Annotated in this window: 18 protein-coding genes; 6 read left to right on the forward strand and 12 right to left on the reverse strand. The window is 57.5% G+C overall.

Annotated features, from left to right (window positions below; all coding sequences use genetic code 11):
• Nucleotides 1-29: 29 nt before the first annotated feature.
• From SELIN_RS13565 to SELIN_RS00340, 6 genes are all read right to left on the reverse strand, one after another.
• Nucleotides 30-3,242, reverse strand: coding sequence for a response regulator (locus SELIN_RS13565; protein ID WP_013504712.1), 3,213 nt, complete (start codon nt 3,240-3,242; stop codon nt 30-32).
• A gap of 234 nt (nt 3,243-3,476) precedes the next feature.
• The gene (locus tag SELIN_RS00320; RefSeq protein WP_013504713.1) at nt 3,477-5,294 is read right to left on the reverse strand and encodes a tetratricopeptide repeat protein; all 1,818 of its coding nucleotides are present in this window, start codon (nt 5,292-5,294) and stop codon (nt 3,477-3,479) included.
• Nucleotides 5,291-6,055: a FecR family protein gene (locus tag SELIN_RS00325; protein WP_013504714.1), complete on the reverse strand. Its 765-nt coding sequence runs from the start codon at nt 6,053-6,055 to the stop codon at nt 5,291-5,293. The genes SELIN_RS00320 and SELIN_RS00325 overlap by 4 nt, the downstream gene beginning before the upstream one ends.
• 83 nt (nt 6,056-6,138) lie before the next feature.
• On the reverse strand, nt 6,139-8,070 hold the full coding sequence (locus SELIN_RS13570; protein ID WP_013504715.1) for a GGDEF domain-containing protein: 1,932 nt from the start codon (nt 8,068-8,070) through the stop codon (nt 6,139-6,141).
• Between the two features lie 170 nt (nt 8,071-8,240).
• Nucleotides 8,241-8,687 carry a DciA family protein gene (locus SELIN_RS13575; protein ID WP_013504716.1) on the reverse strand — a complete coding sequence of 149 codons (447 nt, stop codon included), beginning with the start codon at nt 8,685-8,687 and terminating at the stop codon, nt 8,241-8,243.
• A 61-nt stretch (nt 8,688-8,748) separates the two neighbouring features.
• On the reverse strand, nt 8,749-9,009 hold the full coding sequence (locus SELIN_RS00340; protein WP_013504717.1) for an FmdB family zinc ribbon protein: 261 nt from the start codon (nt 9,007-9,009) through the stop codon (nt 8,749-8,751).
• Between the two features lie 98 nt (nt 9,010-9,107).
• Here SELIN_RS00340 and SELIN_RS00345 point away from each other — a divergent pair, with 98 nt between their 5' ends.
• The 3 genes from SELIN_RS00345 to SELIN_RS00355 all read left to right on the forward strand — a co-directional run bounded on the left by SELIN_RS00345 (nt 9,108) and on the right by SELIN_RS00355 (nt 13,620).
• Complete coding sequence (locus tag SELIN_RS00345; protein WP_013504718.1) at nt 9,108-10,202, forward strand: polysaccharide deacetylase family protein; 1,095 nt, start codon at nt 9,108-9,110, stop codon at nt 10,200-10,202.
• Nucleotides 10,203-10,321: 119 nt separating this feature from the next.
• Nucleotides 10,322-11,101: a response regulator gene (locus tag SELIN_RS15180; RefSeq protein WP_013504719.1), complete on the forward strand. Its 780-nt coding sequence runs from the start codon at nt 10,322-10,324 to the stop codon at nt 11,099-11,101.
• Between the two features lie 125 nt (nt 11,102-11,226).
• Nucleotides 11,227-13,620 carry a methyl-accepting chemotaxis protein gene (locus SELIN_RS00355; protein WP_013504720.1) on the forward strand — a complete coding sequence of 798 codons (2,394 nt, stop codon included), beginning with the start codon at nt 11,227-11,229 and terminating at the stop codon, nt 13,618-13,620.
• Nucleotides 13,621-13,697: 77 nt separating this feature from the next.
• On the opposite strand, the gene SELIN_RS00360 is transcribed toward SELIN_RS00355, so the two are convergent.
• The 3 genes from SELIN_RS00360 to SELIN_RS00370 form a co-directional block, all read right to left on the reverse strand.
• Nucleotides 13,698-14,030, reverse strand: a complete 333-nt coding sequence (locus SELIN_RS00360) for a hypothetical protein (protein ID WP_013504721.1) — start codon at nt 14,028-14,030, stop codon at nt 13,698-13,700.
• Nucleotides 14,031-14,404: 374 nt separating this feature from the next.
• On the reverse strand, nt 14,405-14,914 hold the full coding sequence (locus SELIN_RS00365) for a hypothetical protein (protein WP_013504722.1): 510 nt from the start codon (nt 14,912-14,914) through the stop codon (nt 14,405-14,407).
• Nucleotides 14,915-14,922: 8 nt separating this feature from the next.
• Nucleotides 14,923-15,258 (reverse strand): nitrogen fixation protein NifQ, encoded by a 336-nt coding sequence (locus SELIN_RS00370; RefSeq protein ID WP_041725851.1) that lies wholly within the window; start codon nt 15,256-15,258, stop codon nt 14,923-14,925.
• Nucleotides 15,259-15,420: 162 nt separating this feature from the next.
• Here SELIN_RS00370 and recA point away from each other — a divergent pair, with 162 nt between their 5' ends.
• From recA to dnaB, 3 genes are read left to right on the forward strand one after another with little or no spacing between them, the layout of a single operon-like run.
• The gene (gene recA, locus SELIN_RS00375; RefSeq protein WP_013504724.1) at nt 15,421-16,494 is read left to right on the forward strand and encodes a recombinase RecA; all 1,074 of its coding nucleotides are present in this window, start codon (nt 15,421-15,423) and stop codon (nt 16,492-16,494) included.
• Between the two features lie 4 nt (nt 16,495-16,498).
• Nucleotides 16,499-16,945: a 50S ribosomal protein L9 gene (gene rplI / locus SELIN_RS00380; RefSeq protein WP_013504725.1), complete on the forward strand. Its 447-nt coding sequence runs from the start codon at nt 16,499-16,501 to the stop codon at nt 16,943-16,945.
• Nucleotides 16,945-18,297 carry a replicative DNA helicase gene (gene dnaB / locus SELIN_RS00385; protein ID WP_013504726.1) on the forward strand — a complete coding sequence of 451 codons (1,353 nt, stop codon included), beginning with the start codon at nt 16,945-16,947 and terminating at the stop codon, nt 18,295-18,297. Before rplI ends, dnaB begins: the two co-directional genes overlap by 1 nt.
• Nucleotides 18,298-18,373: 76 nt before the next feature.
• Here dnaB and SELIN_RS00390 read toward each other — a convergent pair whose 3' ends face one another.
• From SELIN_RS00390 to SELIN_RS00400, 3 genes are all read right to left on the reverse strand, one after another.
• Complete coding sequence (locus SELIN_RS00390; protein WP_049871153.1) at nt 18,374-20,035, reverse strand: BCCT family transporter; 1,662 nt, start codon at nt 20,033-20,035, stop codon at nt 18,374-18,376.
• Between the two features lie 90 nt (nt 20,036-20,125).
• The gene (locus SELIN_RS00395) at nt 20,126-21,085 is read right to left on the reverse strand and encodes a cation diffusion facilitator family transporter (protein ID WP_013504728.1); all 960 of its coding nucleotides are present in this window, start codon (nt 21,083-21,085) and stop codon (nt 20,126-20,128) included.
• Nucleotides 21,082-23,013: an ATP-dependent helicase gene (locus tag SELIN_RS00400; RefSeq protein ID WP_013504729.1), complete on the reverse strand. Its 1,932-nt coding sequence runs from the start codon at nt 23,011-23,013 to the stop codon at nt 21,082-21,084. Before SELIN_RS00400 ends, SELIN_RS00395 begins: the two co-directional genes overlap by 4 nt.
• Nucleotides 23,014-23,027: the final 14 nt, after the last annotated feature.

The following is a 23,027-nucleotide window of genomic DNA, read 5'->3' on the forward strand; positions in this document are numbered from 1 at the left end:
ATAGCAGCAAAAGGCACAAGGAGAAAGTTTCACTTCCCGTTTGATTTGCGATGGCGCGTCAGGAAGTTGCGAACCTGGGAGAGAATGGCTTTGGCGGAGGAAGCATCTTTTTGCAGGATTTCTTCCACAAAGCCCTGCAGGCGCTCACGGTCATTGCGATGCAGCTCTTTGGCCGTGAGGACGATAACCGGGATGGACTTCCAGCGCGGGTCTGCCTGAAGAGCCTGGACAAAAGCAAAACCGTCCATCACGGGCATCATCAGGTCCAGCAGAATGATATGGGGCAGTTCTGGCAGGGTCTGCAGCAGTTCCACCGCCTCGGCGCCATGCTCCGCCTGCTGTACTTCATAGTGCTCCTCGCTGAGGATGCTGGCGATGGTGTTGCGTGTCAGGGGTTCATCTTCAACGATAAGGATTCGGGCCCCGTGGCGGTAGCGCTGCAGCAGACCGGTGAGCATCTGCCGGTCAACAGGCTTGACCAGGTACTCATCCGCCCCCAGGGAGAAGCCGATATTGCGTTCACTGATGATGGTGAGCATGATCACGGGGATATTCGCGGTCTGATGGTCGGCTTTCAGTGCGGACAGGGTACTCCAGCCATCCATTTCCGGCATCATGACATCCAGGGTGATGGCGATGGGGGAGCAGCTGCGGGCAAGGCGCAGTGCCTCTTTGCCGCTGTGCGCTTCCATGACGTGAAACTCCTCTTTTTCCAGTGATTTTCGCAGCAGGTGCCGCACTTCTGGGTCATCGTCAACGATGAGTACCACATCACCAGGGTGCTCGGCAGCCGCCAGGGCGTTGCGAAGATCGCTTTCCCCGCCGTGCCGGGGTGCTGTGGAGGAGTGGGGCTGCCTGATCAGGGGGAGCGTGAGGCAGAATGTTGAGCCAGCGCCCGGCTTGCTGTGGGCGGTGATGCCACCCCCCAGTAGATGGCTGTAACTCTGGCTGATGGCCAGCCCAAGTCCGGTTCCGCCATATTTGCGGGAGATGGAGACATCGGCCTGGGTGAATGACTGGAAGAGAGAGCTCAACCGCTGCTGCTCAATGCCGATTCCCGTATCAATGACCTGGAAGGAGATCGTGGGGATTTCCCGGTCTTCCTGGCATTGTACCCGGAGGGTGATGCTGCCGTTCTGGGTGAACTTGGCGGCGTTGTTGAGGAGGTTGAAGAGAATCTGGCGAACTTTGGTCAGGTCTGTGTGCATGGCCCCCAGGTTCTGGCCGCACTCCAGGTGGAAGTGGTTCTTGTTTTTACGGACCAGGGGGGTGATGGTGTCGGCCACATCGCGTACCAGGCGCGCGATATTCACCTCTTCAAGGTAGACATCCATTTTTCCGGCTTCAATTTTGGAAATATCCAGCACATCGTTGATGAGTCTGAGCAGGTGCTCGCCAGCGCTGTGGATCTTGGCGAGGTCACCGACCATCTCCTGGGCACCCATGACGGCGGCATCTTCCTGGAGCATTTCGCTGTAGCCAAGAATCGCATTGAGGGGGGTGCGCAGCTCATGGCTCATATTGGCCAGAAACATGCTCTTGAGTTGGCTGGAGTCTTCGGCTTGACGTCGGGCTTCCTGGAGAGCCTCTTCAGCGCGCTTGCGCAGGGTGATATCCAGGCCGACACCCCGGTAGCCCTGTACAGTTCCGTACGGGCCCACGATGGGTACACCGCTGATTTCCAGCCAGATAATGGTGCCACTGCGGGTGATGCACCGGTAGGAGAAGCCGCTGAAGGATTTCTGGGCGCGCACGATGCGCGAGAACACTCTTTGCACCTTCTGGGCGTCTTCCGGGGGGATCAGGGAAAAGGGGGAGCGACCCAGCAGTTCTTCAGCCGGATATCCCAGTACGTCTACGACACGATCCGTCAGGAACGTGAAGCAGCCATCGCTGTCAATTTCCCAGATATATTCGCCTGCGGCGTTGGATACATCGCGGAAGCGTTGTTCGCTTTCGCGCAGGCGCAGTTCGCTGGTTTTTCTACGGGTAATATTGCGGGCGACCAGCAGGATATGTGTTTCGTCCATGCTGACGGCGTGGACGTCAAGGTAGATGGGTTTTTCGCCGGAAATTATGATCTCCTGCTGGGCCCTGTGCCCCTGTCTGGCGGCATTGACCAGATCCAGCATGGCCTGCAGATTTTCCCCTTCTGGTGCCAGCAGCTCAAAGATGCTGTTCATGGCAAAGTGTCCGATGCTGTGTTCCACCAGGGATTGGGCTGCCGGGTTGCTTTCTGACACCTGCCCCTCATCATCAATGAGAAAAATACTGTCGAGGGACCGTTCGAAGAGGGTGCGGTAACGCTCTTCACTGCTTCTGAGTTCAGCGGAAATCCGGTCACGGGCAAGCATGTTGCGCCAGAGGAAGGTTCCCACAGCGAGAGCCATCAGCGAAAACAGGGACATGAAGAAAAGATGGGTCCGGATTCCGTCATACCAGCGACCCATGAACTCATCGGCGGCAATGGTAACCGTCACGGCCAGAGGCGAGCCGTCCACAGCCAGGAAGCTGAAGGCGTGGAGCTGGTGGTTCAGGGTGAGCATCTGTGTATGGGAGCGATCGGGATGTGTAGAAATGTCGATGGGAACCCAGTCAGCGGAATCGCCGGGGTGCGCCATGGCCCTGTGGGGCGGGTAGGCGGCCAGCACGGAGTTTGAGGGGATGTGCAGCAGGGAGAAAGCGCGATGGCCATCCCGGTCCAGGCTGGCATAATAGGTGCTGAGAGAATCGCTTTGCAGGGCACCCAGGATCACACCCTCAAGCTGGCCATCGGTGATGATCGGGCGGCTGACGGGAATAAACCACTCCCCATCGACGCGACTGCGCTGGGCCTGGCCGATGAAAAGCCCCGAGGAGCGGATATCGCGCTGAGCCAGAAAAAATTCGCGATCGCTGACGTCAATGGAGTGCGGTGATTTTTCGCGATAGCGGGCCAGGTGAAGTGCCTGGCCATCAGCGTCGAAAATGGCCAGGTCTGCCAGCTCCGGTATGCTCTGAAGCCGTTGTCGCAAAAGCTCCGATGTCCCAGGATCTGCCAGGAGCTCCTGGTGGGCGCCAAACTCCTCGGCGATACTTTCCAGGATGATGTCAACGGCGCGAATGGTCAGTGTGATATGGCGCTCCTGGGCGATAGCCAGGTTGGCAGCGGTACGCATCCCCTGGTCGGTATTGCGCTCGTGGAGATAACGGGAAAAGCCTGCCGTGGAGGCGGCGATGGCCACGAGAATCAGGGATATCAACAGACTGAGCAGAATTTTCTGGCGCGGTGCGGTGCATGCAGGGTGGGCGTACGGATGGCGGTCGATGGGAGCCTCCTGCGATCGGGTGCGGCCTGTTTACAGAGTGTTGCGGTGAGCGCCCTTCTGCCTTGCCAGCGACTGTGTCAAGGGAGCGTGCTGTGCAATATAGCTAATGATCGCAGTGGAGTAAAGCATTTTGAAACAAATAATCCCGTATGCCCGTAACTCAGGGGTTCAGAAGGTCAGGTGCCACGAGAGGCCTCCCTGCAGAGCGCGGTAATCATAGGCGGGAACATTGGAGGAGTTTTCGCGATAGCCAAGGAGTAGCCGAAGGGCTGTTCGCTTGCCGATCTGGCTGTGGATACCGGTTTGCAGGCGAGTCGCTTTGTCTTCACGTACGGATTCACCGGGCAGGGCCTCGTCGTAGCTGGCCACGCGATACTCCAGGTTCGCGAAAAGGATGGAGCGAACACCGAGGTGATAGTTTTCGGTCAAAGAGATCTCCCAGCCTTCATTGGACGAGGTGTCCAGGTCGGAGCGCTCGTGGAAGAGGGCGAAGCCGATGGCGATATTATGGGCATCATGCTGTCCCCTGACCATCCGCAGGGATTGGCCCAGGCGGGAAATTACGCTGCTGCGCTCATCAAAGATTCTGTAGTCGCGATATTCGAAGCTCAGGTCAGTGCGCGTTGCCAGCCTGGGAGTGGCGACGAACGTGTAGCGGGGCTGGAGAATAACCCGATTGACCAGAGTGCCTTCATCGTCGCGGGCGTGGCCGATGCGCAGGACAGCTGCAGTGTGGTGGCGCTGGTGATTTTCCTGGGAGAGCCCCCAGGCGATCTCGCTGTAGGAGGTGTCGTACTGATCAAGATCCTGGTGCCACTTCTGATAGTGGCTGAGGCTGATGTCAATGCGGTTGTCGCTGCCAGCGGCCCAACTGGTCGTTCCCAGCGCAAAGCCGGCAAAAAGAGCGGTATCGCTTTGCTTGCGGCTGTCGAGGGGCAGGGGCAGCTCGACGCCACCAATGGCGACGCTGGTGCCCGCTGGCGCCAAAGGGATATTGCTGTCGTAGAGGGCTCCCAGGAAGAACTCACCCCGGTACGTGCGGTATGTGGGTACGACGCGGGTCTGATCCAGGGTCAACTCCACCGCGCTGCGTACCTGGGGAGAGAGCTGGCGCTGCAGGGCTCTTTCCAGGTCCAGGCTGGCCATTGCGGGATTGCCCATGGCGAGGTGGGCACGGGCCATTTCCACCAGTGGCTGACCGTTCGAGGGATCGAGGGCCAGGGCGCGTTCAAAGGCGTTGAGGGCAAGGGGAAAACGGCCGGTAGAGAAGGCGGCAATACCCATATTGAAGTGCAGGTTGGCGTCATCGGGATACTGGCGGACCAGGTGAGAGAGGTTCTCAAAATCTTCCTGGGGAGAGTGGTATTCCACCGCTGCCAGCTCGACATTCTCGGCGGGGAGTTCAATGTCGGTAATGGTTTCTCCGCCAGGGGTTTGCGCGGTAGTGGATGCATCAGCTGCCGTGATGGGGCCATGGTTCTGGCTCCCCTCCGTGGGGGTGCTGTTCTGCGGTGCGGGGGATTTCTGAGAGGCCAGCGCTTGCGTGTGCCCTTTCTTCGGCGCCATGGCTGATGGGCGCGGAAGCGCCTGCAGGTCTTCCCAGTGGATCATCAGGGGTTCACGGGGGAAGTCGAGTACCAGCTTGCGTTGCTTTGCCAGGGTAAAGTGGCGCACGGTGGAAAGGTGCATGCGCAGCGAGATATCAATACTGCTGACTGTTGTTTCCACGCGGGCGATGACCTGGCTGCTGCTCAGATCCGGCATGGTCGGGCGAGGTTCGGCTTTCCAGATATCCTGGGCAAAGTGGATGCGCACCCGGTCAGGCGCAATGTGTTCAACGGTGTAGGATGGAATCGGCTGGCTGAAGTTCAGCACCAGCCGCTCCTTGTCGCTGTGGGTGGCCCAGGTGTATTCCAGGGCATGGGCCTGGCTCATGGCCAGCAGGCACAGAAGCACAGTGGCGAGTCGTATGCGCAGATTCTTCATGGTTGCATCCCCAGCCAACGACTATCGGTTTTTACCGGAACGATAACCTCGTCTCCGGGTTCTGTGGTATCAATGGCGATGAAGGCGGGCGTATGCTGGCCATAGCCAAAGCGGCGGCCCTTGTGGCCGACACTGACATCGCTGTGAATGGTCATTTCGCTGGTCAGCATGGGACGGGGCGTGCCGATGTCCGCGCGGGTGCTCAGCTCCACGGTGTTGCGCACCCCATCCAGCTGCACCTTTCGGGCGCTTTTTTTACTGCGCACTTCCATGGGATACTGGGTCTCCTGGTAGAGGTGAAAGTGCTGCTCCCGTCCAGGCTGGATATGGTGTCCTGACATGCCACCCGGAACGGCAGCCACCGCCATGGGGGACTCCAGTCGTATACCGTCCCGAAAATAGAGGGCCATCTCCCCAGGGGCAAAGCGAAAGCTCCCCCGGAGCATGACCAGGTGCAGGCCGGGCAGTTCATGGGTGTCGTGGGGGTAGAGGTAGTGCTGCAGGTGCACCCGGCTGCTGGGACCCATGGCCAGATGGGAGTTGTCGCTGAAGAGTATCTGAACCTTGCCCTGACGACCGGTGACAATCTGTTCGCCGGGGAAGATGGGGCTGCCGGCCTCCAGGTGGCGTACGCGGCTGCCCAGTTCCGCCCAGGAGCGCTCTTCCACAGCGCCCACCATGCCGATTTCGTATTCTTCAGCCCAGGCGGGGGTGGCTGCGAGACAGGCAATGCAGAACAGAAGAATGGTGAGTTTTCGCATGGTGGCTCCTTGGGTTGTTATCTCCTTTTTCGGCGGGTACAAGGAAAACTTAATGGCCTTTGCGCAACTCTTCTTTTCCCGTGTCAGAATTCCTTGCGGGGCCACATGTCCGGCTCAAAGCGCACGGTCTTGTTGCGACCAGTCTCTTTGGCTTTGTACAGGGCCACGTCGGCAAACTTGATGGCCTGCCAGAATCCGTCAGTGTCTCCGGGGAATTCGCTGACTCCGATGGAGATGGTTTTCTGGATGACGGCATCGGGTACGGTTATTTTCATGTCGCCGATTTTGACCCGGATTTTTTCTGCCACGTCAATGGCGTCACCCTGATCGACATCCAGAAGGAGGATCAGGAATTCCTCGCCGCCAAAGCGTATGACGATGTCTGCTTCGCGTACACTGTTGCGCATGCAGGCGGCGGCTTCTTTCAGGACGAGGTCTCCCACATCATGGCCGAAGGTATCGTTAATCTGCTTGAAGTAATCGATGTCGCACAGCAGCAGCCCTATGGTTTTGCGGCGGCGCAGGACGCCGCTGATGATCTGCTTGGTGTGTTCCTGCAGAAAGCGGCGGTTGTAGAGCCCGGTGAGCGTGTCCACCATCGCCGATTCCCGCAGGGTATTCATAAGGCGTTTTGTCTCCACCACCGACAGAGATTGCTTGATATAGGTCTCTGCCTTGAAAAGCTGCTGGTTTTCCACTTCGTTGATATGGCCCTTTTCGCCCCGCGAGGGAAAGAGGAACTGCACGACCCCGCCGGTGACGCCAGCCAGCATCATGGGGATGCACACGTGCTCCATGCCGGTGTCGGGCAGAAACTGACGGCAGACACCGCGGAACTCGAAGGAGGAGACCGTATGGCCGGTTTTGACGGCGCGGCAGAGGCTGCAGTCGGAGAGGATGTCCTCGTAGCAGAAGAGTTTGCGGTCTCCCACCAGGGGAGGGTAGCCGGCGCGCATCTCTTTCTTGTTTCCGTTCACTTCGTAGATCATGTAGCGCTCAATGCCAAGCTCGTTTTCAAAGACTTCGCCCAGGCGGCGGTAGACTTCGTCCAGGGTGGAGTCCTCCTCGATGACCTTTTTGAATATGGTCATGCCGTACACGGTTTCTATAAGCTCGTTGAATTCGCTGGAGAGGGTTCCCATCTCGTCTTTTGAATGGATAGTGAGTTTATTGTCCAGGTCAACCTTGCCGGTCCCCAGGTCGTGGATCTGGTTGATAATGGCGTCAATGGGTTTGTAGAAGGCTCCGGTGATCCAGCGGGTGAATATGAGCAGGAGCAGGGTTGCCAGCAGCAGCACCAGCAGAATAATGTGGATGGAGGTGCGTACGATTTCGTTGATGAGCTGGGTGTTGGCGGTGTACTCCCCCGTCAGGGACTCGGTGAAGCTGGCAGAGAGCGTGTGGGCCTCTTCCAGCTGGCCTCCCAGCAAGTTCAGGATGTGCTGTATGTCTGGTGCGTTTTCAGCGGGATTCTGTCGGAACTGCTGCAGAAGGCTGATATGGCGATCCATCTGCTCCACCAGGGTCAGCATGCGCTGCAGGTACTGGGTTCCTTCCACGTCGGAGCGTGCCATGCTCAGGATGAAGTTTTCCACAAGATTACCGCCAGTGCTGCCCTGGCTGCTGTTGATGCCCAGGCTCAGGGCCGAAATAATACCCCGGATGCTCTTGACATGACTCTGGGCTGACTCCAGCTGACGCGCCCCGGCATCACCGGTTTCCTGCTGCGCCTGGGTGATACTGCTGGAGATGCCCTGCACATGGACGATGACTTTGCTGATAGCCTGGGAGTAGGGCAGGGTGTGCCCCGCGATCTGGTTGTATTTATAGTGAATGGCGGTCAGGGAGACCACTGCGACTGCGGCCATGGAGAGAAACCAGAAAATGGTGCCCACGGCAAAGAGGCGGAATTTCTTCTTGATGGGCAGATCAACAAAAGTAATCAGGCGTATGAGTTCATGCCAGGTCTGGCGGCGGGATTCCTGGCGGCACCCGTTATCTGTTGGAATTTCCAAGCCTTCCTCCGACTGGTAACGTTTTCAGGATATAAAGTCAACATGAAACGTTAAGTATAGTATGAATTGGCCGTCGGGGGAAGAGGGATGTGGAAATTGAACGTTTTCTGGTGTGGATTATGGCTCAGGATTCGGTGCGCCAGGCTCAGTCTGGCGCGCCGAATCCTGAGTTATCGCTTTGAAGTGAGGTCTTTTTCAACGATGCGGCGGAATATATCAGCCAGCTCACCTTCAATATGCTGCGCCATCGAAGCACACCATTGCTTTTCCTCCGGGCTCAGGGGTCGCGGTGGAGCTGCAGGTGGCGGGGCTTTTTCAAATTGAGCGCGGTTGGAGTAGGAGAAGGTGATATCGCGGAAGTTTCCGAGATCTTTCTCCACAATCGCTTTCAAAATCTGTGGCTTCAGCAGGGAGAGGGGGTAGAGGAAGCGCTGCTCTTTGACGACGACGTGGAGGCGGTCGTGGGTCACTCGCTGGACGCGCGTATGGTAGCGCATGGGCTCTCCCACTAGGGCAGGCCACAAAGCGGCGATGCGGTGCTGTTCAATGCCGCTGTCCAGGTCATATTGCTTCAGGAGGGAGGGCAGGAGATGGCTGAGGCGTTGTGGCGTTTTCACAAGGGCTCCAGAAAAGAAGCGGGAGCCGGAACAGGGTCCCGGCTCCCGGAAAGTTGCACAATCAGGATGATGCGGCAGCGCACTGGCCCGCAGAAGGGCAGCCGCCACTGGCGGCACAGGGGGAAGCGGGTGCGCTGGCCTTTGAAGTGCCGTAACCGTCGCTGTACCAGCCGCCACCTTTGAGGGCGAAGGCGCTCAGGCTGATTTGACGCTGGGCCTGGGCCTGACACTGGGGGCAGTTTGTGGTTTTGGGCGCATCCATCTTTTCCATTTTTTCAAACTGATGGCTGCAGGTGCTGCATTGGTATTCGTAGATTGGCATAGTACGCCTCCATCGTGTATAGTCATTGTTGTTGATTTCGGCCATGAATTATAATTCGGTCACCAGAAAAAGCAAGTGGTTTTCCTGAGGGTTCTTACATGAAAAACTACCGAGGATTTCACCGGTTCCGGGCGCTTCTGGCTGCCCTGATATTCACAGCATTTTTTTCCGGGGCAGCCCAGGCTGCGGATTCCTGTGTGGTGCTGGTCTATCACCATTTTGCCACCGACACACCCGCTTCAACCAGTGTAACACCGGAGCTTTTTGAAGCCCATCTGCGCTACCTCAAGCAGAATAATTTCAATGTGATTTTTCTGAGCGAAGCGATGGAGCTGTATCGCCAACAGCAGCCCTTTCCGTCGAAGTGTGTGGTGCTGACGGCTGACGATGCGTATCGCTCGGTGTATTCCAGCGCCATGCCGCTGCTGCGTCAGTATGAATTTCCCATGACGATTTTTGTGACCACCGAAGGGGTGCAGCGCGGCTTCGGTGTCTACATGACCTGGGAGCAGATGCGCGAAATACAGGGGAGCGGACTGATTGAGTACGGTAACCACTCTCACACCCACGAGCACTTTATCCTGCGTAAAGACGGTGAAACCGAGAGCCAGTATCGTCAGCGGCTGCGCGGGGATTTCACGCGGGCACGGGATATTCTCAAGGAGGAACTGGGGAGCGATCACGGCCTCTTTGCCTATCCCTATGGCGAGTATAACCGGGAAATGATGGAAGTGCTGCGCGAGCTGGGCTATATGGGCATCGCCCAGCATTCCGGTGCCATGAGCCACCGCAGTGACGCCATGGTCATCACGCGTTTTCCCATGGCAGCCCAGTTTGCGGAAATGGGTGAATTTCGCGTCAAGGTGAACAGCCGGGCCCTGCCGGTACTCTCTGCCGAGCCCTCTGATCCCGTTCTGCGGGATCATGACAACCCCTATACCCTGACCATGACCCTTGAGCGGGGGAATTTTCGGGAAAACGATCTGGCCTGCTACATGAGTTTCCAGGGGAGGGTCCCGGTGACCTGGCTGGAGCGCGGCGAAGACACAGCCACCATTGAGGTGAAAACGCCCCGTCCACCGGGCAAAGGGCGTACCCGTATCAACTGCACCGCGCCAGCGGCACGGGGGAATTTCTTCTACTGGTACAGCCATCCCATCTTCAATCTCTCCGATCCACAGGCGCTGGACTGAATCCGGGAAGCGCTTATTGACAATGGAGTGCAATTTTCATTGCCATTTGTCTGACATCTTTTTACTATAAGAGCGGTGCGCACACAGGCACGCTCTACCCGGGTATGTCCGGACGGGCAATGGAAAGGGAAATTATGCTGGAAGACAAAACGGTACTGGTGGTGGAAGATTCATCCACCATGCGGCGCATTATCGTGAGCATTATCAGGGACCACTTGGGTTGCCAGCATATTCTGGAAGCAGCGAACGGCCGCGAGGCCCTTGCCATCATTTACAGTCACCCCATTGAGTGGATTTTCTGTGACTGGGAGATGCCCGACATGTCGGGCCATGATCTGTTGCGCGAAGTACGGGCAACTCCCAGCATGATTGATATTCCCTTTATCATGATCACCACCCGCAAGGACAAGGAATCTATTGTCGCCGCTATCCAGGCTGGTGCTTCCTCTTATATTGTGAAGCCCTTTACGCCCCGTATCATTACGGAAAAGGTGGAAGGTATCTTCAATCAGCGTGAGCGGCGCCGCGCTGAACGGGTTATGGCTGTCGGAGATCTGGCAGTAGAAGTGGTGATTGACGGAAAGGTCTCCTATAAAGCCTTTCTGAAGGATATTTCTGTTACGGGCGCCCAGATTCAGGTGGTGCGAACCTTCAGCAAGGAGACCGCCATTTACGACCGCATCGGCCTGCGTTTCCACAACAGCCTGGCCCAGGAACTCCAGATTATTGAGGTAACTGGTGTGCTGATGCGTACCCAGGCGTTCCACAACCTTTTATTGAAACATGATCATGTTCGGGCTGCCTTTCAGTTTCTCCCCATGGATCCGGATCAGCGTCGCCTGATCATCAACTTTGTCGACAGCCTGGAGCAGTTGAAGTGCCAGCGCAACGGCGAGTGACCCCTTCTTGACATAAGTCAATTTCTTCCTGTGATTCTTCTGCTATGACCTGAAAACGGGCAGTGATCGCGCCGGGTTTGTGAACTGGCGCACTTGCGCTTGGAGTCTTTCCGGTAGGTGGAACTATGGTCATATTTTCACGATTTTCCATGAAGTTGAAACTGGCAGTCCTGGTGCTGGTTCCCGTCGGATCTTTGCTGTTGATGGGCAGCTGGTTGATTATGGGAGCATGGCAGCAGTCACGAACCCTGTCTTCCCTCGCGCTGCAGGTTGACCTTTCCGCTACCATTGGTTCCCTGGTACATGAGCTGCAGCGTGAACGTGGCCTGAGCGCGGGAATGCTGGGTTCCCAGGGTGAGCAGTTCCGCGCTGAGCTCAGGGATCAGCATAAGAACACCGATCAGCGTGTTGCCGAGCTTGAGGCTTTCCTCTCCCGCAATCCATCCACGAAGCAGCACCACACCCTGGATCAGGTTTTCAGCGAACTGCGTCGCCTGGCGTCCGTGCGCGGCCAGGTATCGTCCCTTGCCCTGAATGTTGATGACACCCTCGCCTATTACACCGCAATCAACCATCAGTGTCTGCAGATGGTTGCGCAGCTGAGTCTGCTGAGCGATGACGCTGCCATTACCAGAAATCTGACCGCCTATGCCAGTGTACTCAGTGCCAAGGAATACGCCGGTATAGAGCGTGCAGTTCTGACCAATACCTTCTCGCGCCAAGGTTTCGCGCCGGGCATGTATATGCTGTTCCTCTCACTGGTAGCGGACCAGCAGACGCATCTGGGCAATTTCACTACCCTGGCGGGCGCACCGGGTCGACAGGCCTCTGAGCAGTTACTTGCCGATCCGGTTCATGCCGAAGTCGAGCGAATGCGCGGCAGAGCGCAGGCACTGCCTGGTGGTGGGGACTTCGGCGTGGATTCTCAGCAGTGGTTTTCGCTCAGTACGAAACGGATCAACCTCCTCAAGCAGTTGGAAGACGCGCAGGCAGGAGCACTTGTGGATATGATGGCAGAGCGTCAGTCAAGCGCGGCGGCGCAGCTGCTGCTTACCTTCGGGCATGTGCTGGCCTCCCTGCTGGTGACCCTGGGCCTGGCCATGGTTATTGCCCGGGAGCTGACAAAAGGGATATTTGAAATCAACACCCACGCACGTGCCCTGGCGTCGGGAACGGGGGATCTGCGGCAGCGGCTGGAGAGCAGCAGTCGCGATGAACTGGGAACGCTGAGCCGCTCTTTTAATACGTTTATCGAGAGTATGGATAAAAATGTCTCCAGTACCATGGAATTACTGGCGCGAACCGCTGGTGCCACTGCCAGTGTGCTGGAAGTCATGGAGCATGTGCGATTGGCCAGCAATCGCAACCTGGATACTACCAGTGAAGTTTCCACTGCCGCCCATGAAATGAACGCCACGATTCATGAAATATCATCCAGTGTTTCTGTTTCCACCCAGTCTTCCCTGGCAACGGTGGACCTGGCCCGGGATGGAGTCCACAGCCTGCGGGAATCCACTGCCAGCATTCAGCAGCTGAAAACAGAAATCGGGGAGCTGGCAGCGCAGATCCTTGAGTTGCAAAGCAGTGCCCAGGAGATACGGCATGTGGTTTCGGTGATCAATGATATCTCTGAGCAGACGAACCTGCTGGCGCTCAATGCCGCCATCGAAGCGGCCAGGGCCGGTGAATCTGGACGAGGGTTCTCGGTGGTGGCCGACGAAGTGCGGAAGTTGGCGGAAAATACCCAGAACTCTACCGGTGAAATCGAGAAATCTATTGCCGTTATTGTGAACCGGGTAGAAGGTGCTACCATCAGCGCGCGTCGGGCCAGCGAAACCGCTGATCAGCAGGAGCAGGCTTCTCAGAAGGCCCAGAGCAGCTTTCAGCAAATCATGGAGGCCATTGAAGAAGTGGGTGATATGATGAGCAGTATTAATGCGGCCCTGGAGCAGCAGTCCACCACGACCGGGCAGGTGGCCGCCAGCATAGAGCAGCTGGCGGGAAGCTCTGAAGAGCTGAGTCAACAGGTGAACACCCTGGTGACCGATACGGATATGCTGGTTGAGAATATCCAGGGGCTGGGGGGGCTGTACGGCAAGTTTCAGACCAGTAGCCTGGCCATTCCCTGTATACGCGCCAAGATTACCCACGTGCTCCTGGTGCACGGGCTTTTGAGTGCTGCGCGTACCGGGCAGCACCCTCCACAGATGGATTCGGCAGGGATGGGTGATGAGCTGGAGCGCACGTTAAACCCAGCGCTACTGGATGTGTTGCACGGCAGCGAGGTTCTCCGGGAATGGCAGCATGCCCGCCAGCTCTTTGCGCAGCAGGTACAGGAATTTCTCAAATACAGCGGGGGCGAGGGGCAGCTGCTTGAGCGTCGGCGCAACGAACTGCTCAGCACCAGTCAACAGTACCTCGAGCGCCTGGATTCCCTGACAGATGTCTGTCAGGGGGCACCTGCAAAGGGGCTGCGCGAGGGTGAGCCAGCGTTGGCGACGTTCACCCTGATCTCATAAGAGAAGCGCAAGCCATAATGCCAGGTGGGCCAAGTCTGCACAGTCTCAGGTCATGGCTGCAGGCTGTGAAACTTGAGTTACTTTTTCCGGCGGCCCTGCGCATCGCTGCTGTACCCTGAGATTTCCTCTTCGCGCTGCAGGTACTCGCCAAAGGCGCCGCCAAGGGTTATGAGGTCGCCGATGCGCGCCTGCCCGCTGATGGCGTTGCGGCTGTGCAGCTCACTGATGGCCGCGATCATTTTCAGGGCATTGTCAAGGGAGAGGGCCACCACATGATCGCTGCCGAACTTGTTCCAGAGGTAGTTGCGGGCATCCCGGAAGGCAACGGCGAGTTCCAGTGCTTCCTCCACGGTCAGGGTGCCTTTCAGCAGAGCGGCCTTGTTCTCGATGATTTTTTCCATTCCCAGCATGGTTCCCCCTTTGAGCTGCGCTCCAGGCGCTGTTGTGGTACCTGAAGAGATATTTCCAGCGATATTGTACAAAAAATTCAAGAAAAGCCTTGAATTATTTCTGCAAAAACTCACTATACTCTGTGAGTACCAGCGGTACTCAAGATCATTCACAGCGGAGGGTACGCTTATTGCGTAGGATGACTGTTCACAGCAAACTCTCCAAGAAGGCACGCCGCCACGAGGAATCCACGGTATGACATCATGGATCACTGTAACGGGACAAACCCGCAGAGCGTGCCGCAACCAAAGGGCCCACTAGGGATTAGCGACACTGTCAATGTAAAGGGATATGGCTATCGAATAGTGGGCCTTTGGCTTTTCAGAACTCCCCATCAGTGGGACGATTGCCTCTTCCAGTTCAGCCACCCGCTTACGTGGGTGGCTATATCGTTTCGGCTCCACAGCCGGTATGCCTCCTCGGGACTCTTCTTACCATCACAGACCCACACACTGCTGAAAATACAATACCCATCCTGGTAATTCCAGGCGCGCGTGGCATCCAGCTCAGAGATACCCGTGTGGCGACGCAGCGCGTCGAGCTTTGCTGTCAGTGCATCGGGGTGCCCTGCTCCCATAGCCGGATCAGCGATGGCGATGACCCCGCAGTTTTCCCGCTGTCCAGGGGGAAGTTCAGCCCAGAAAAAACCCACATTGACCTGGTGTTCTTCGATTGCCTGGCGAATGCTTTTGCTGAGCCCTTCATACCGTGCGGAAGCTGGGGGGCAGTAGAGCCTGGGTTCAGGGGCGAGCATCATAGCCTGGGCGGTTTTCTGTAAACGTTCAGCGTCGGCTGGGGGCGTTGATTGCCTGTGGAAAAGTCTCCTGAAGAGCACCTTGAACATCTGCGCTCCTACTGCACGATCTGGCAGTCGAAGCACTCGTCAAAGTCCTGGCACATGCCACAGGCGGGGGCAGTTTTGCCCAGCAGGTCGTAGAGGTACTTCTTCCAGCGGATGTTTTCCGGTTTGCGGGCGGCCAGCGCGGGGAAATGCTCCTGCATGAGGGCGTTCATCTCCTTGCGCGAGGCGAGCCCCAGATCCTCATAGAGATGGTTCATCAGCAGGGATTTGGCCGCGATCAGGGGGGCCAGTTCATGGCGGGCGTAGTCATTGCTGCCGTGTTCGGCGAGCAGCTGGCGCAGGGCCTCTTCCATTTCGCGGTAGGGGTATGGTGATGATGTGTTCACGGTATGCCTCCAGATTCTGGAATCTACGATTCGACAGCTGAAAAGGCAAGTGTTTTGCCTTGACGGGCGGGAGCAGCAGGCCGGGAATAGCAAGTGACACTGTGGGCACTTTGATTTATAGTACTCGCTGACATCGACATCTCACACTGAGGGAGCGTATTCATGAGTGAAAAGCAAAAAGCACTGGAGTTGGCAATAGCCCAGATAGAGAAAGCCCACGGAAAAGGCAGCATCATGCGCCTTGGCTCCGGGGAGATACCCGCCATTCCCGTGGTGCCCAGTGGGAATCTGGCTCTGGATATCGCCCTGGGCGTTGGTGGTTATCCACGGGGGCGTGTCATTGAGATTTACGGCCCTGAATCCAGCGGGAAAACAACCCTCAGCCTGCACGCCATCGCCGAGGCCCAGAAGATGGGAGGCACGGCGGCCTTCATCGATGCCGAGAACGCCTTTGACGCCATGTATGCCAGGAAAATCGGCATCAATACGGAAGCCCTGCTGGTCAGCCAGCCCGACTATGGCGAGTCGGCCCTGGAAATTGCCGACACCCTGGTGCGCAGTGGCGCCATTGACGTAATCGTCATTGACTCCGTGGCGGCCCTGGTGCCCAAGGCCGAACTGGAAGGGGAAATGGGCGAAGCCACCATGGGAGCTCAGGCACGCCTGATGTCCCAGGCCCTGCGCAAACTGACCGGAGCCATCAATAAATCCCATACGGTGGTTATCTTCATCAACCAGATCCGCTCGAAGATAGGTGTCATGTTCGGAAATCCTGAGACCACCACCGGTGGCAACGCGCTGAAGTTCTACGCCTCCATGCGCCTGGATATCCGTCGCATCGCTTCCATCAAGGAGGGCACCGACGTGACGGGCAACCGCGCCCGGGTTAAAGTGGTGAAAAACAAAGTGGCGCCACCCTTCAAGGAAGCGGAGTTCGACATCACTTTTGGTGAGGGGATCAGCTCCATCGGCACCATCATCGATATGGCGACGGACTATGACATCCTGGGCAAGAGCGGCTCCTGGTACTCCTATAATGGCGAACGCATTGGCCAGGGGCGCGAAAACGTCAAGACCTATCTGAAAGAGCATCCGGAAGTGACCAAGGAACTGGAGCGCAAGGTCAAGGAGAAGGTAGGCCTGATACCGGTCCTTGAGGATGATGCACCTCAGGCAAAAGAGGAGCCGGCAGCGCCGACGGGCAAAGGTTCCCGTAAAGCAAAGGATAAGGAGTAATTCCATGAAAGTCATATTTCTGCAGAATGTCCCCGGACAGGGCCGTGCGGGCGACGTCAAGGACGTTAACCCCGGGTTTGCCCGCAACTTTCTGTTCAAGAAAAGCCTGGCCATCGAGGCCACAGACATCAACCTGGCCGAACTACAGGAGCGCAAGCGTCAGGAACAGGAGCAGGCCGCCTACGAGCTCGCCCAGGCCCAGGCTCTGGGCAAGGCGGTGCAGGAGGTTGGCGTCCTGAAGTTCACCCGTCCCTGTGGCGACAAGGGTAAACTCTTCGGTGCTGTGACTTCCGCTGACGTGGCCGATGAACTGGGCAAGCTGGGGCTGGTGGTGGACAAAAAGCAGATCAAGCTGCCCCAGGGCATCAAGGCGCTGGGCAAGCATTCTGTTCAGATGCGCCTGCACCCCGAAGTCAAGTTCGACCTGGAGATACAGGTGTTTGAAGAGTGATGGAGATCCAGCAGCGTTCCGCGATAAAAATTCCGCCCCATAATACCGAGTCCGAGCACGCTGTGCTGGGAGCCTGTATTGTGGACGACAAGGCCATGGCCAAGGTGGTGGAGGTGCTCGGCGCCGAGGACTTCTATCTGGAGGCCCATCGCCATATTTTCACCGCCCTGACCGACCTGTTCAATCATGGCCAGGCCATTGATTACATCACCCTTTCCGACCAGCTCTCCAAACGCAAGCAACTGGAATACTGCGGCGGGCTGGAGTACCTGGTTAATCTGGCTGGACGGGTAGTGACCAGCGCCAACGTCGTTCACTACGCCCGCATTGTGAAGGAGAAGTCGGTCTGCCGCCAGCTGATTGAGGCGGGCACGGACATTGTGGAAAAGGGCTACGATGGCGAACAGGACTCCGAGTACCTGTTGGACTATGCCGAAAGCAAGGTTTACCAGATCAGCCAGGGGCGTGCCAAAAAGGGCTTTCACCATATCTATGACATCACCAAAGCCGCCTATATGCGCATTGAGGAGCTGTACGAGAAGAAATCCAAGGTCACCGGAGTGACAACCGGTTACCACGACCTGGATGACAAGACCAGCGGTCTGCAGCCCTCGGATCTCATTATTATTGCTGGTCGTCCCGCCATGGGGAAGACCGCCTTTGCCCTGAGCCTGACTCAGAATGCCACCAGTATCGGCAAGCACAAGGTGGCCATCTTCTCCCTGGAAATGAGCAAGGAGCAGCTGGTCATGCGTCTTCTGTGCGCCGAAGCTCAGGTGAACTCCAACCGGGTGCGCACCGGGCAGCTGGAACGCGACGACTGGCCCAGGCTGGCTCAGGCCACGGGCAGCCTCTCCAATCTGGAAATCTATATCGATGACACGCCGGGCATATCGGTGCTGGAGATCCGCGCCAAGGCGCGTCGACTGGCCAATGAGAAGGGCCTTGACATGATTATCGTGGACTACCTGCAGCTGGTGGGCGGCACCATCAAGGAGAGTCGCGAGCAGCAGATATCCGAGATATCGCGCTCTCTCAAGGGCCTGGCCAAGGAACTCAATGTGCCGGTTATCGCCCTGAGTCAGCTCAACCGCAGTGTGGAACAGCGTCAGGACAAGCGTCCCATGCCCTCAGACCTGCGCGAGTCGGGAGCCATTGAGCAGGACGCCGACATCATCATGTTCATCTACCGCGATGTGGTTTACCACTCCGACACTCCCGAACCCAATGTGGCCGAGATTATCATCGCCAAGCAGCGCAATGGTCCCACCGGCACGGTCAAACTGCTGTTCCGCGAGGAACTCACCCGCTTTGAGAACCTGGCCAAGGGTTATCAGCAGGACGGCTACTGAGCCGTCTTTTCCTTTGTATTTCAGCAGGAGCGCCAGTGCTTCGAAGAGAATGCTGGCGAGAGTGCTGAGTGAATTATTACATCGTTTTTTCTTCTCCACTTTCTGCCTTGTGAGCGTGGGATGGCAGCCGCTCCCTGGAAAGGCGTCGTTTACGCAGGCTTCTGGCTGACGTGCGTCTCCAGGTGCTCTTCTGCCCTGCGTCATCGAGATCAATCCAAGGTTCGCGGGGTGCTTCCGTGCGCAGACCTTTGCGAGCAGCAAAGCGTTCATGGTTCAGAGCGCGCAGCAATCCACCGATCATCAGGACGATGATCAGGGAGAAGGGCAGCGCGGCAGCAATGACCGTTGACTGAAGGGTTTCAAGTCCACCAGCCACCAGCAGCACCGATGTCAGCAGGGCCAGCACAGCACCCCAGAGAATGCGGTGAGCCGTGGGCGGCTCTGTGTCCCCGCCGGAAAGAATGGTGTTGATCACCAGGGTTCCCGCATTGGCAGAGGTGATGAGATAGGTGCAGATCAGGAGCACCATGGCCATGGAGGCCATGGTTGAAAAAACTCCCAGATTCATGGCCTCGATGGTGACAAACAAGGCGCTGGCGATATCCTGCTCCACTGCGGCAACGATGCCCCCGGCGCCGAACTGCTCGTGGTGCAGAGCTGTTCCTCCGAAGAGGCCGATCCACACGATGGTGATCAGTGTCGGCACCAGCAGTACGCCGGCCACAAATTCGCGGAAGGTGCGGCCCCGGGAGATGCGGGCGATGAACATGCCCACAAAGGGTGACCATGCGATCCACCAGCCCCAGAAGAAGACCGTCCACTGGGCTTGCCACTGGTCTCCCCGCGTGACGTTGGTGTGGAAGGTCATGGCCAGAATGTTCTGGAGATAGTCCCCCGTGGACTCCAGGATCAGCCCGATCAGGTACTGGGTGGGCCCAAAGAGCAGGATAAAACTCACCATGGCGATGCTGAGCCAGAAATTCATCTCCGACAGTATGCGCACCCCGCGGCGAACTCCGGATACCACCGATGTCGTGGCAATGGCCATGATGATAGCGGTGATGGAAAGTTGCAGGCGCACAGAGGCGTCCAGTCCAAAGACCTGCTGTAATCCGGAGTTCATCTGCTGAACGCCCAGTCCGAGGGTGGTGGCGATACCGAAAATGGTGCCGAAAACCGCCAGCGTGTCCACGATGTCGCCCAGGGGACCGCGTACCCGTTCACCGAAGAATGGGTAGAGGGCTGAGCGCACTGTGAGGGGCAGGTTGTGGCGAAAAGAGAAATAGGCCATGGACAGAGCAACAAAGGCAAAAATAGCCCAGCCGTTGAGCCCCCAGTGGAAATAGGTCAGGCGCATGGCGACCGTGGCGGCTTCCGGGCTCATGCCGCTGCCGATAAAGGGGTTCTCCTGAAATTGCAGGATGGGTTGAGCCACAGCCCAGAAGAGAATGCCCACCCCAGTGCCGGCGGCAAAAAGCATGGCGACCCAGGAGAAAAAGGTGAACTCGGGGCGTTCATCATCGCCGCCGAGGCGGACATTTTTGAAGCGCCCGATGCCAAGCCATACCATGAAGAAGAGCAGGAAAGCCACCAGGGCCACATAATACCACTCCAGGAACGGATTCAGGGCAGTGCGGATGGTGCTGATATGCCGGGCGCTCAGCTGGTTATGGAAGGTTCCCGCCCACAGGGCCAGCAGGATAATGACGATGGTGGCAATGGTAGTGCGCGGGTTCATGCCCTGCAGGAGTCCTGATCTGGCCTGTCCGTAGTACACTCTCTGGCCTCCTTGTTCTGAGATTACTGGGCGATGCCGTTCGTGGCGCCCTTATGATTTTATGGTCTGCTTGCCGATGGGGCACTGGGTGTTTGGCGTCTCCTCCGGGCAGTGCTTGACGCTGCAGGGGTCGAGGTGGATGACAATATCGGCATCCGCAAACTGCTCCTTCAGGCTGGCCTCCACGGCATCGGCGATATCGTGGGCCTGTTTGATGGTGTAATTTTTACAGACGGTTATGTGCATATCCATAATTTTTGTGGAGCCGCTTTTGCGGGTGCGCAGGTCGTGGAGGTCGACAATCTCCCGATTGGCCAGCACAATTTCCGTAATCTGCTGTCGCTGAGTTTCAGGCAGGGCGCTCTCGGCCAGTTCGTTCAGCACTTTTCCCAGCAGGGGCAGGGCTTCCTTGATGATGTACAGGGCAATGAGGATGGAGATCAGTGGGTCCAGCCAGGGCCATGGCACAAAGAACATGACCGTAAGGGCCACCATGACACCGCCGTTGGTCCAGACATCGGTGGAATAGTGCAGGGAGTCAGTCTGAAGGGCCAGCGAATCGGTGGTTCGGGCAGTCCTGCGCAGGTAGCGGCTTAACACCAGGGAGACCATGGCGCTGACGGCCATAATGGCGATACCCAGCTGCAGACCCTCCGTGGCCATGGTGTCGCCGCTGACAATGCGTCGAACGCCTTCATAGGTCAGAAAGATACCAATGCCGAGGATGACGGTTCCCTGGAAGAGAGCGGCCATGGTTTCGAACTTGCCGTGACCGAAAGGGTGCTCCGGGTCGGCAGGTTGGGCGGCCATGCGGATTCCGACAAAATTGGCGGCGCTCATGACGATATCCATGATGGAGTCGATGGCCATGGCGATAATGGCCAGGGAGTTGATGGTTATACCCACGGCCAGTTTGGCGGTGGCCAGGATGATGGCGACACTGACGCTGAAGAAGGAAGCGCGCTTTTTCAGGCGCAGGTGGTGGCCGGCATGCTCATCGCGGTTGTTCATAGCTTATGCAGCAGTTCCTGGGGAATATCCCGCAGGAACATGCTTTCTCCGCAGAAGGTGGTTTTGCCGAACATGGTTCGGCTTTGGGCGCGGGTGAGAAAGAGCTTTTCCTGGCAGCGAGTAACGGCCACGTACATCAGGCGGCGCTCTTCTTCCTGGGCAAACTGATTCCCCATGCTCATGGGCGAAGGAAAAAGGGTGTTTTCCAGCCCGCTGAGGAAGACAACGGGAAACTCAAGGCCCTTGGCGGAGTGAATAGTCAGCAGGCTGACGCCCTCCTGGGTGTTCTGGCGGGTTTCAATGCCCAGATTGATCTCCTCAAGGAAGTGGCTCAGGGTGATCTGCTCCGCAGGGCGCTCCTTTTCGAAGGCGGTGGCGGCGCTGATCAGTTCGCCGATGTTCTCCAGGCGCGACTGGGCCTGGTGCTCATCTTCGCGATTGCGGATATCCTTGTCGATTCCCGCCTTGCGCACGATTTCCTCAATCATGTCGCTGATGAGGTAGTCCTGGCCACCCTGGAAGGAGGCAAGAAACTCCAGGAAATTCTCGATGCTCTGGCGGGCCTTACCCCGCAGGTCAGCGGCCATGAGGGCGGCAGCTTCCAGCACGGGGCGACCGCTGTCCACGGCCAGGCTGACGATTTTCTCCACTGACGCGGCACCAATACCCCGCAGGGGGTAGTTGACGACGCGTTCAAAGGCCTGAATATCCCTGGGGTTGGCGATCAGGCTGACATAGGCAAGTACGTCCTGAATTTCTTTACGTTTCCAGAACTCGAAGGAGCCCACCACGCGGTAGGGGATTCCCCGGCGCAGCAGCAGGGCTTCAAAGAGGCGGCTCTGGGCGTTGGTGCGGTAGAGCACAGCAATGTCACTGGGGGCGAACCCGTCGCTGAGAAGCTGCTGGATTTCACCGACGATGAAGCTGGCTTCGTCGTCGGCGCTGGGTAACACCTTGAGACCGATTTTCTCGCCGGGTCCCAGGTCGGAGAAGAGTTGCTTGGGGTGACGGCGCGGGTTACGGCTGATGATACTGTTGGCGCAGTCGAGAATACTCTGGGGAGACCGGTAATTCTGCTCCAGCTTGAAGATGGCGGTATTGGGATAGTGCTGTTCGAAGTTGAGGATATTCTCGATGGTGGCACCACGAAAGCGATAGATGGACTGATCGTCATCGCCCACGGCAAAAAGATTGCGGTGCTGTCCGGCCAGCAGGTGCAGGATTTCAAACTGAACCTGGTTGGTGTCCTGGTACTCATCCACGTGGATGTAGCGAAACTTCTGCTGGTACTTCTGCAGGACATCGGAAGAGTGGTACAGGATCTCCTTGAGGTTCAGCAGCAGATCATCGAAATCCATGGCGTTGAAGCTGAGCATCAGCTTCTGATATTCGCGGAAGACCGGGGCGATCACAGTGGTGTCGAGGGTCGAAGCGCTCTCCAGGTCGTCTGGGCGATAACCGCTGTTTTTAAGGGAGCTTATGATACCAAGAGCCTTTTTGGCCGGCATGGTCTGCGCGCTGATGTTGAGGCGCTTGAGAACCTTGGTGACCACCTTGAGGCCGTCGGCAGGATCGTAGATGACAAAATCGCTTTCGTACCCGATATGGTGACACTCAATACGCAGGATGCGCAAGGCGATGCTGTGGAAGGTTCCGATCCAGATGTCGCTGGCCACGGGGCCCAGCCGGGAGCGAATCCGCTGGCGCATTTCTCCAGCGGCCTTGTTGGTGAAGGTGACCGCCAGGATATTCCAGGGTGCGACTCCCTGCTGAAGGAGATTCATGATTCTGGCGGTGAGGACACGGGTCTTGCCGCTGCCAGCTCCGGCCAGGATCAGGGCAGGCCCGTCCACGTGGGCCACGGCTGCGCCCTGCTGGGTATTGAGTTGGGAAAAAATGGCTTGTGAAATGTCCTGGGTATGGGGCACCAGTTCGTCCTTTT

This window comes from Desulfurispirillum indicum S5, from assembly GCF_000177635.2.
In the GTDB taxonomy this organism is placed as follows: Bacteria; Chrysiogenota; Chrysiogenetes; order Chrysiogenales; family Chrysiogenaceae; genus Desulfurispirillum; species Desulfurispirillum indicum.

Coding starts and splice junctions, on each gene's coding strand:
- SELIN_RS00325 (WP_013504714.1), bottom strand. CDS start 6,055: ATGCGAAAACTCACCATTCTTCTGTTCTGCATTGCCTGTCTCGCAGCC.
- dnaB (WP_013504726.1), top strand. CDS start 16,945: ATGGAGATCCAGCAGCGTTCCGCGATAAAAATTCCGCCCCATAATACC.
- recA (WP_013504724.1), top strand. CDS start 15,421: ATGAGTGAAAAGCAAAAAGCACTGGAGTTGGCAATAGCCCAGATAGAG.
- SELIN_RS00340 (WP_013504717.1), bottom strand. CDS start 9,009: ATGCCAATCTACGAATACCAATGCAGCACCTGCAGCCATCAGTTTGAA.
- SELIN_RS00320 (WP_013504713.1), bottom strand. CDS start 5,294: ATGAAGAATCTGCGCATACGACTCGCCACTGTGCTTCTGTGCCTGCTG.
- SELIN_RS00390 (WP_049871153.1), bottom strand. CDS start 20,035: ATGAACCCGCGCACTACCATTGCCACCATCGTCATTATCCTGCTGGCC.
- SELIN_RS15180 (WP_013504719.1), top strand. CDS start 10,322: ATGGAAAGGGAAATTATGCTGGAAGACAAAACGGTACTGGTGGTGGAA.
- SELIN_RS00345 (WP_013504718.1), top strand. CDS start 9,108: ATGAAAAACTACCGAGGATTTCACCGGTTCCGGGCGCTTCTGGCTGCC.
- SELIN_RS00365 (WP_013504722.1), bottom strand. CDS start 14,914: ATGTTCAAGGTGCTCTTCAGGAGACTTTTCCACAGGCAATCAACGCCC.
- SELIN_RS00395 (WP_013504728.1), bottom strand. CDS start 21,085: ATGAACAACCGCGATGAGCATGCCGGCCACCACCTGCGCCTGAAAAAG.
- SELIN_RS00355 (WP_013504720.1), top strand. CDS start 11,227: ATGGTCATATTTTCACGATTTTCCATGAAGTTGAAACTGGCAGTCCTG.
- SELIN_RS00360 (WP_013504721.1), bottom strand. CDS start 14,030: ATGCTGGGAATGGAAAAAATCATCGAGAACAAGGCCGCTCTGCTGAAA.
- rplI (WP_013504725.1), top strand. CDS start 16,499: ATGAAAGTCATATTTCTGCAGAATGTCCCCGGACAGGGCCGTGCGGGC.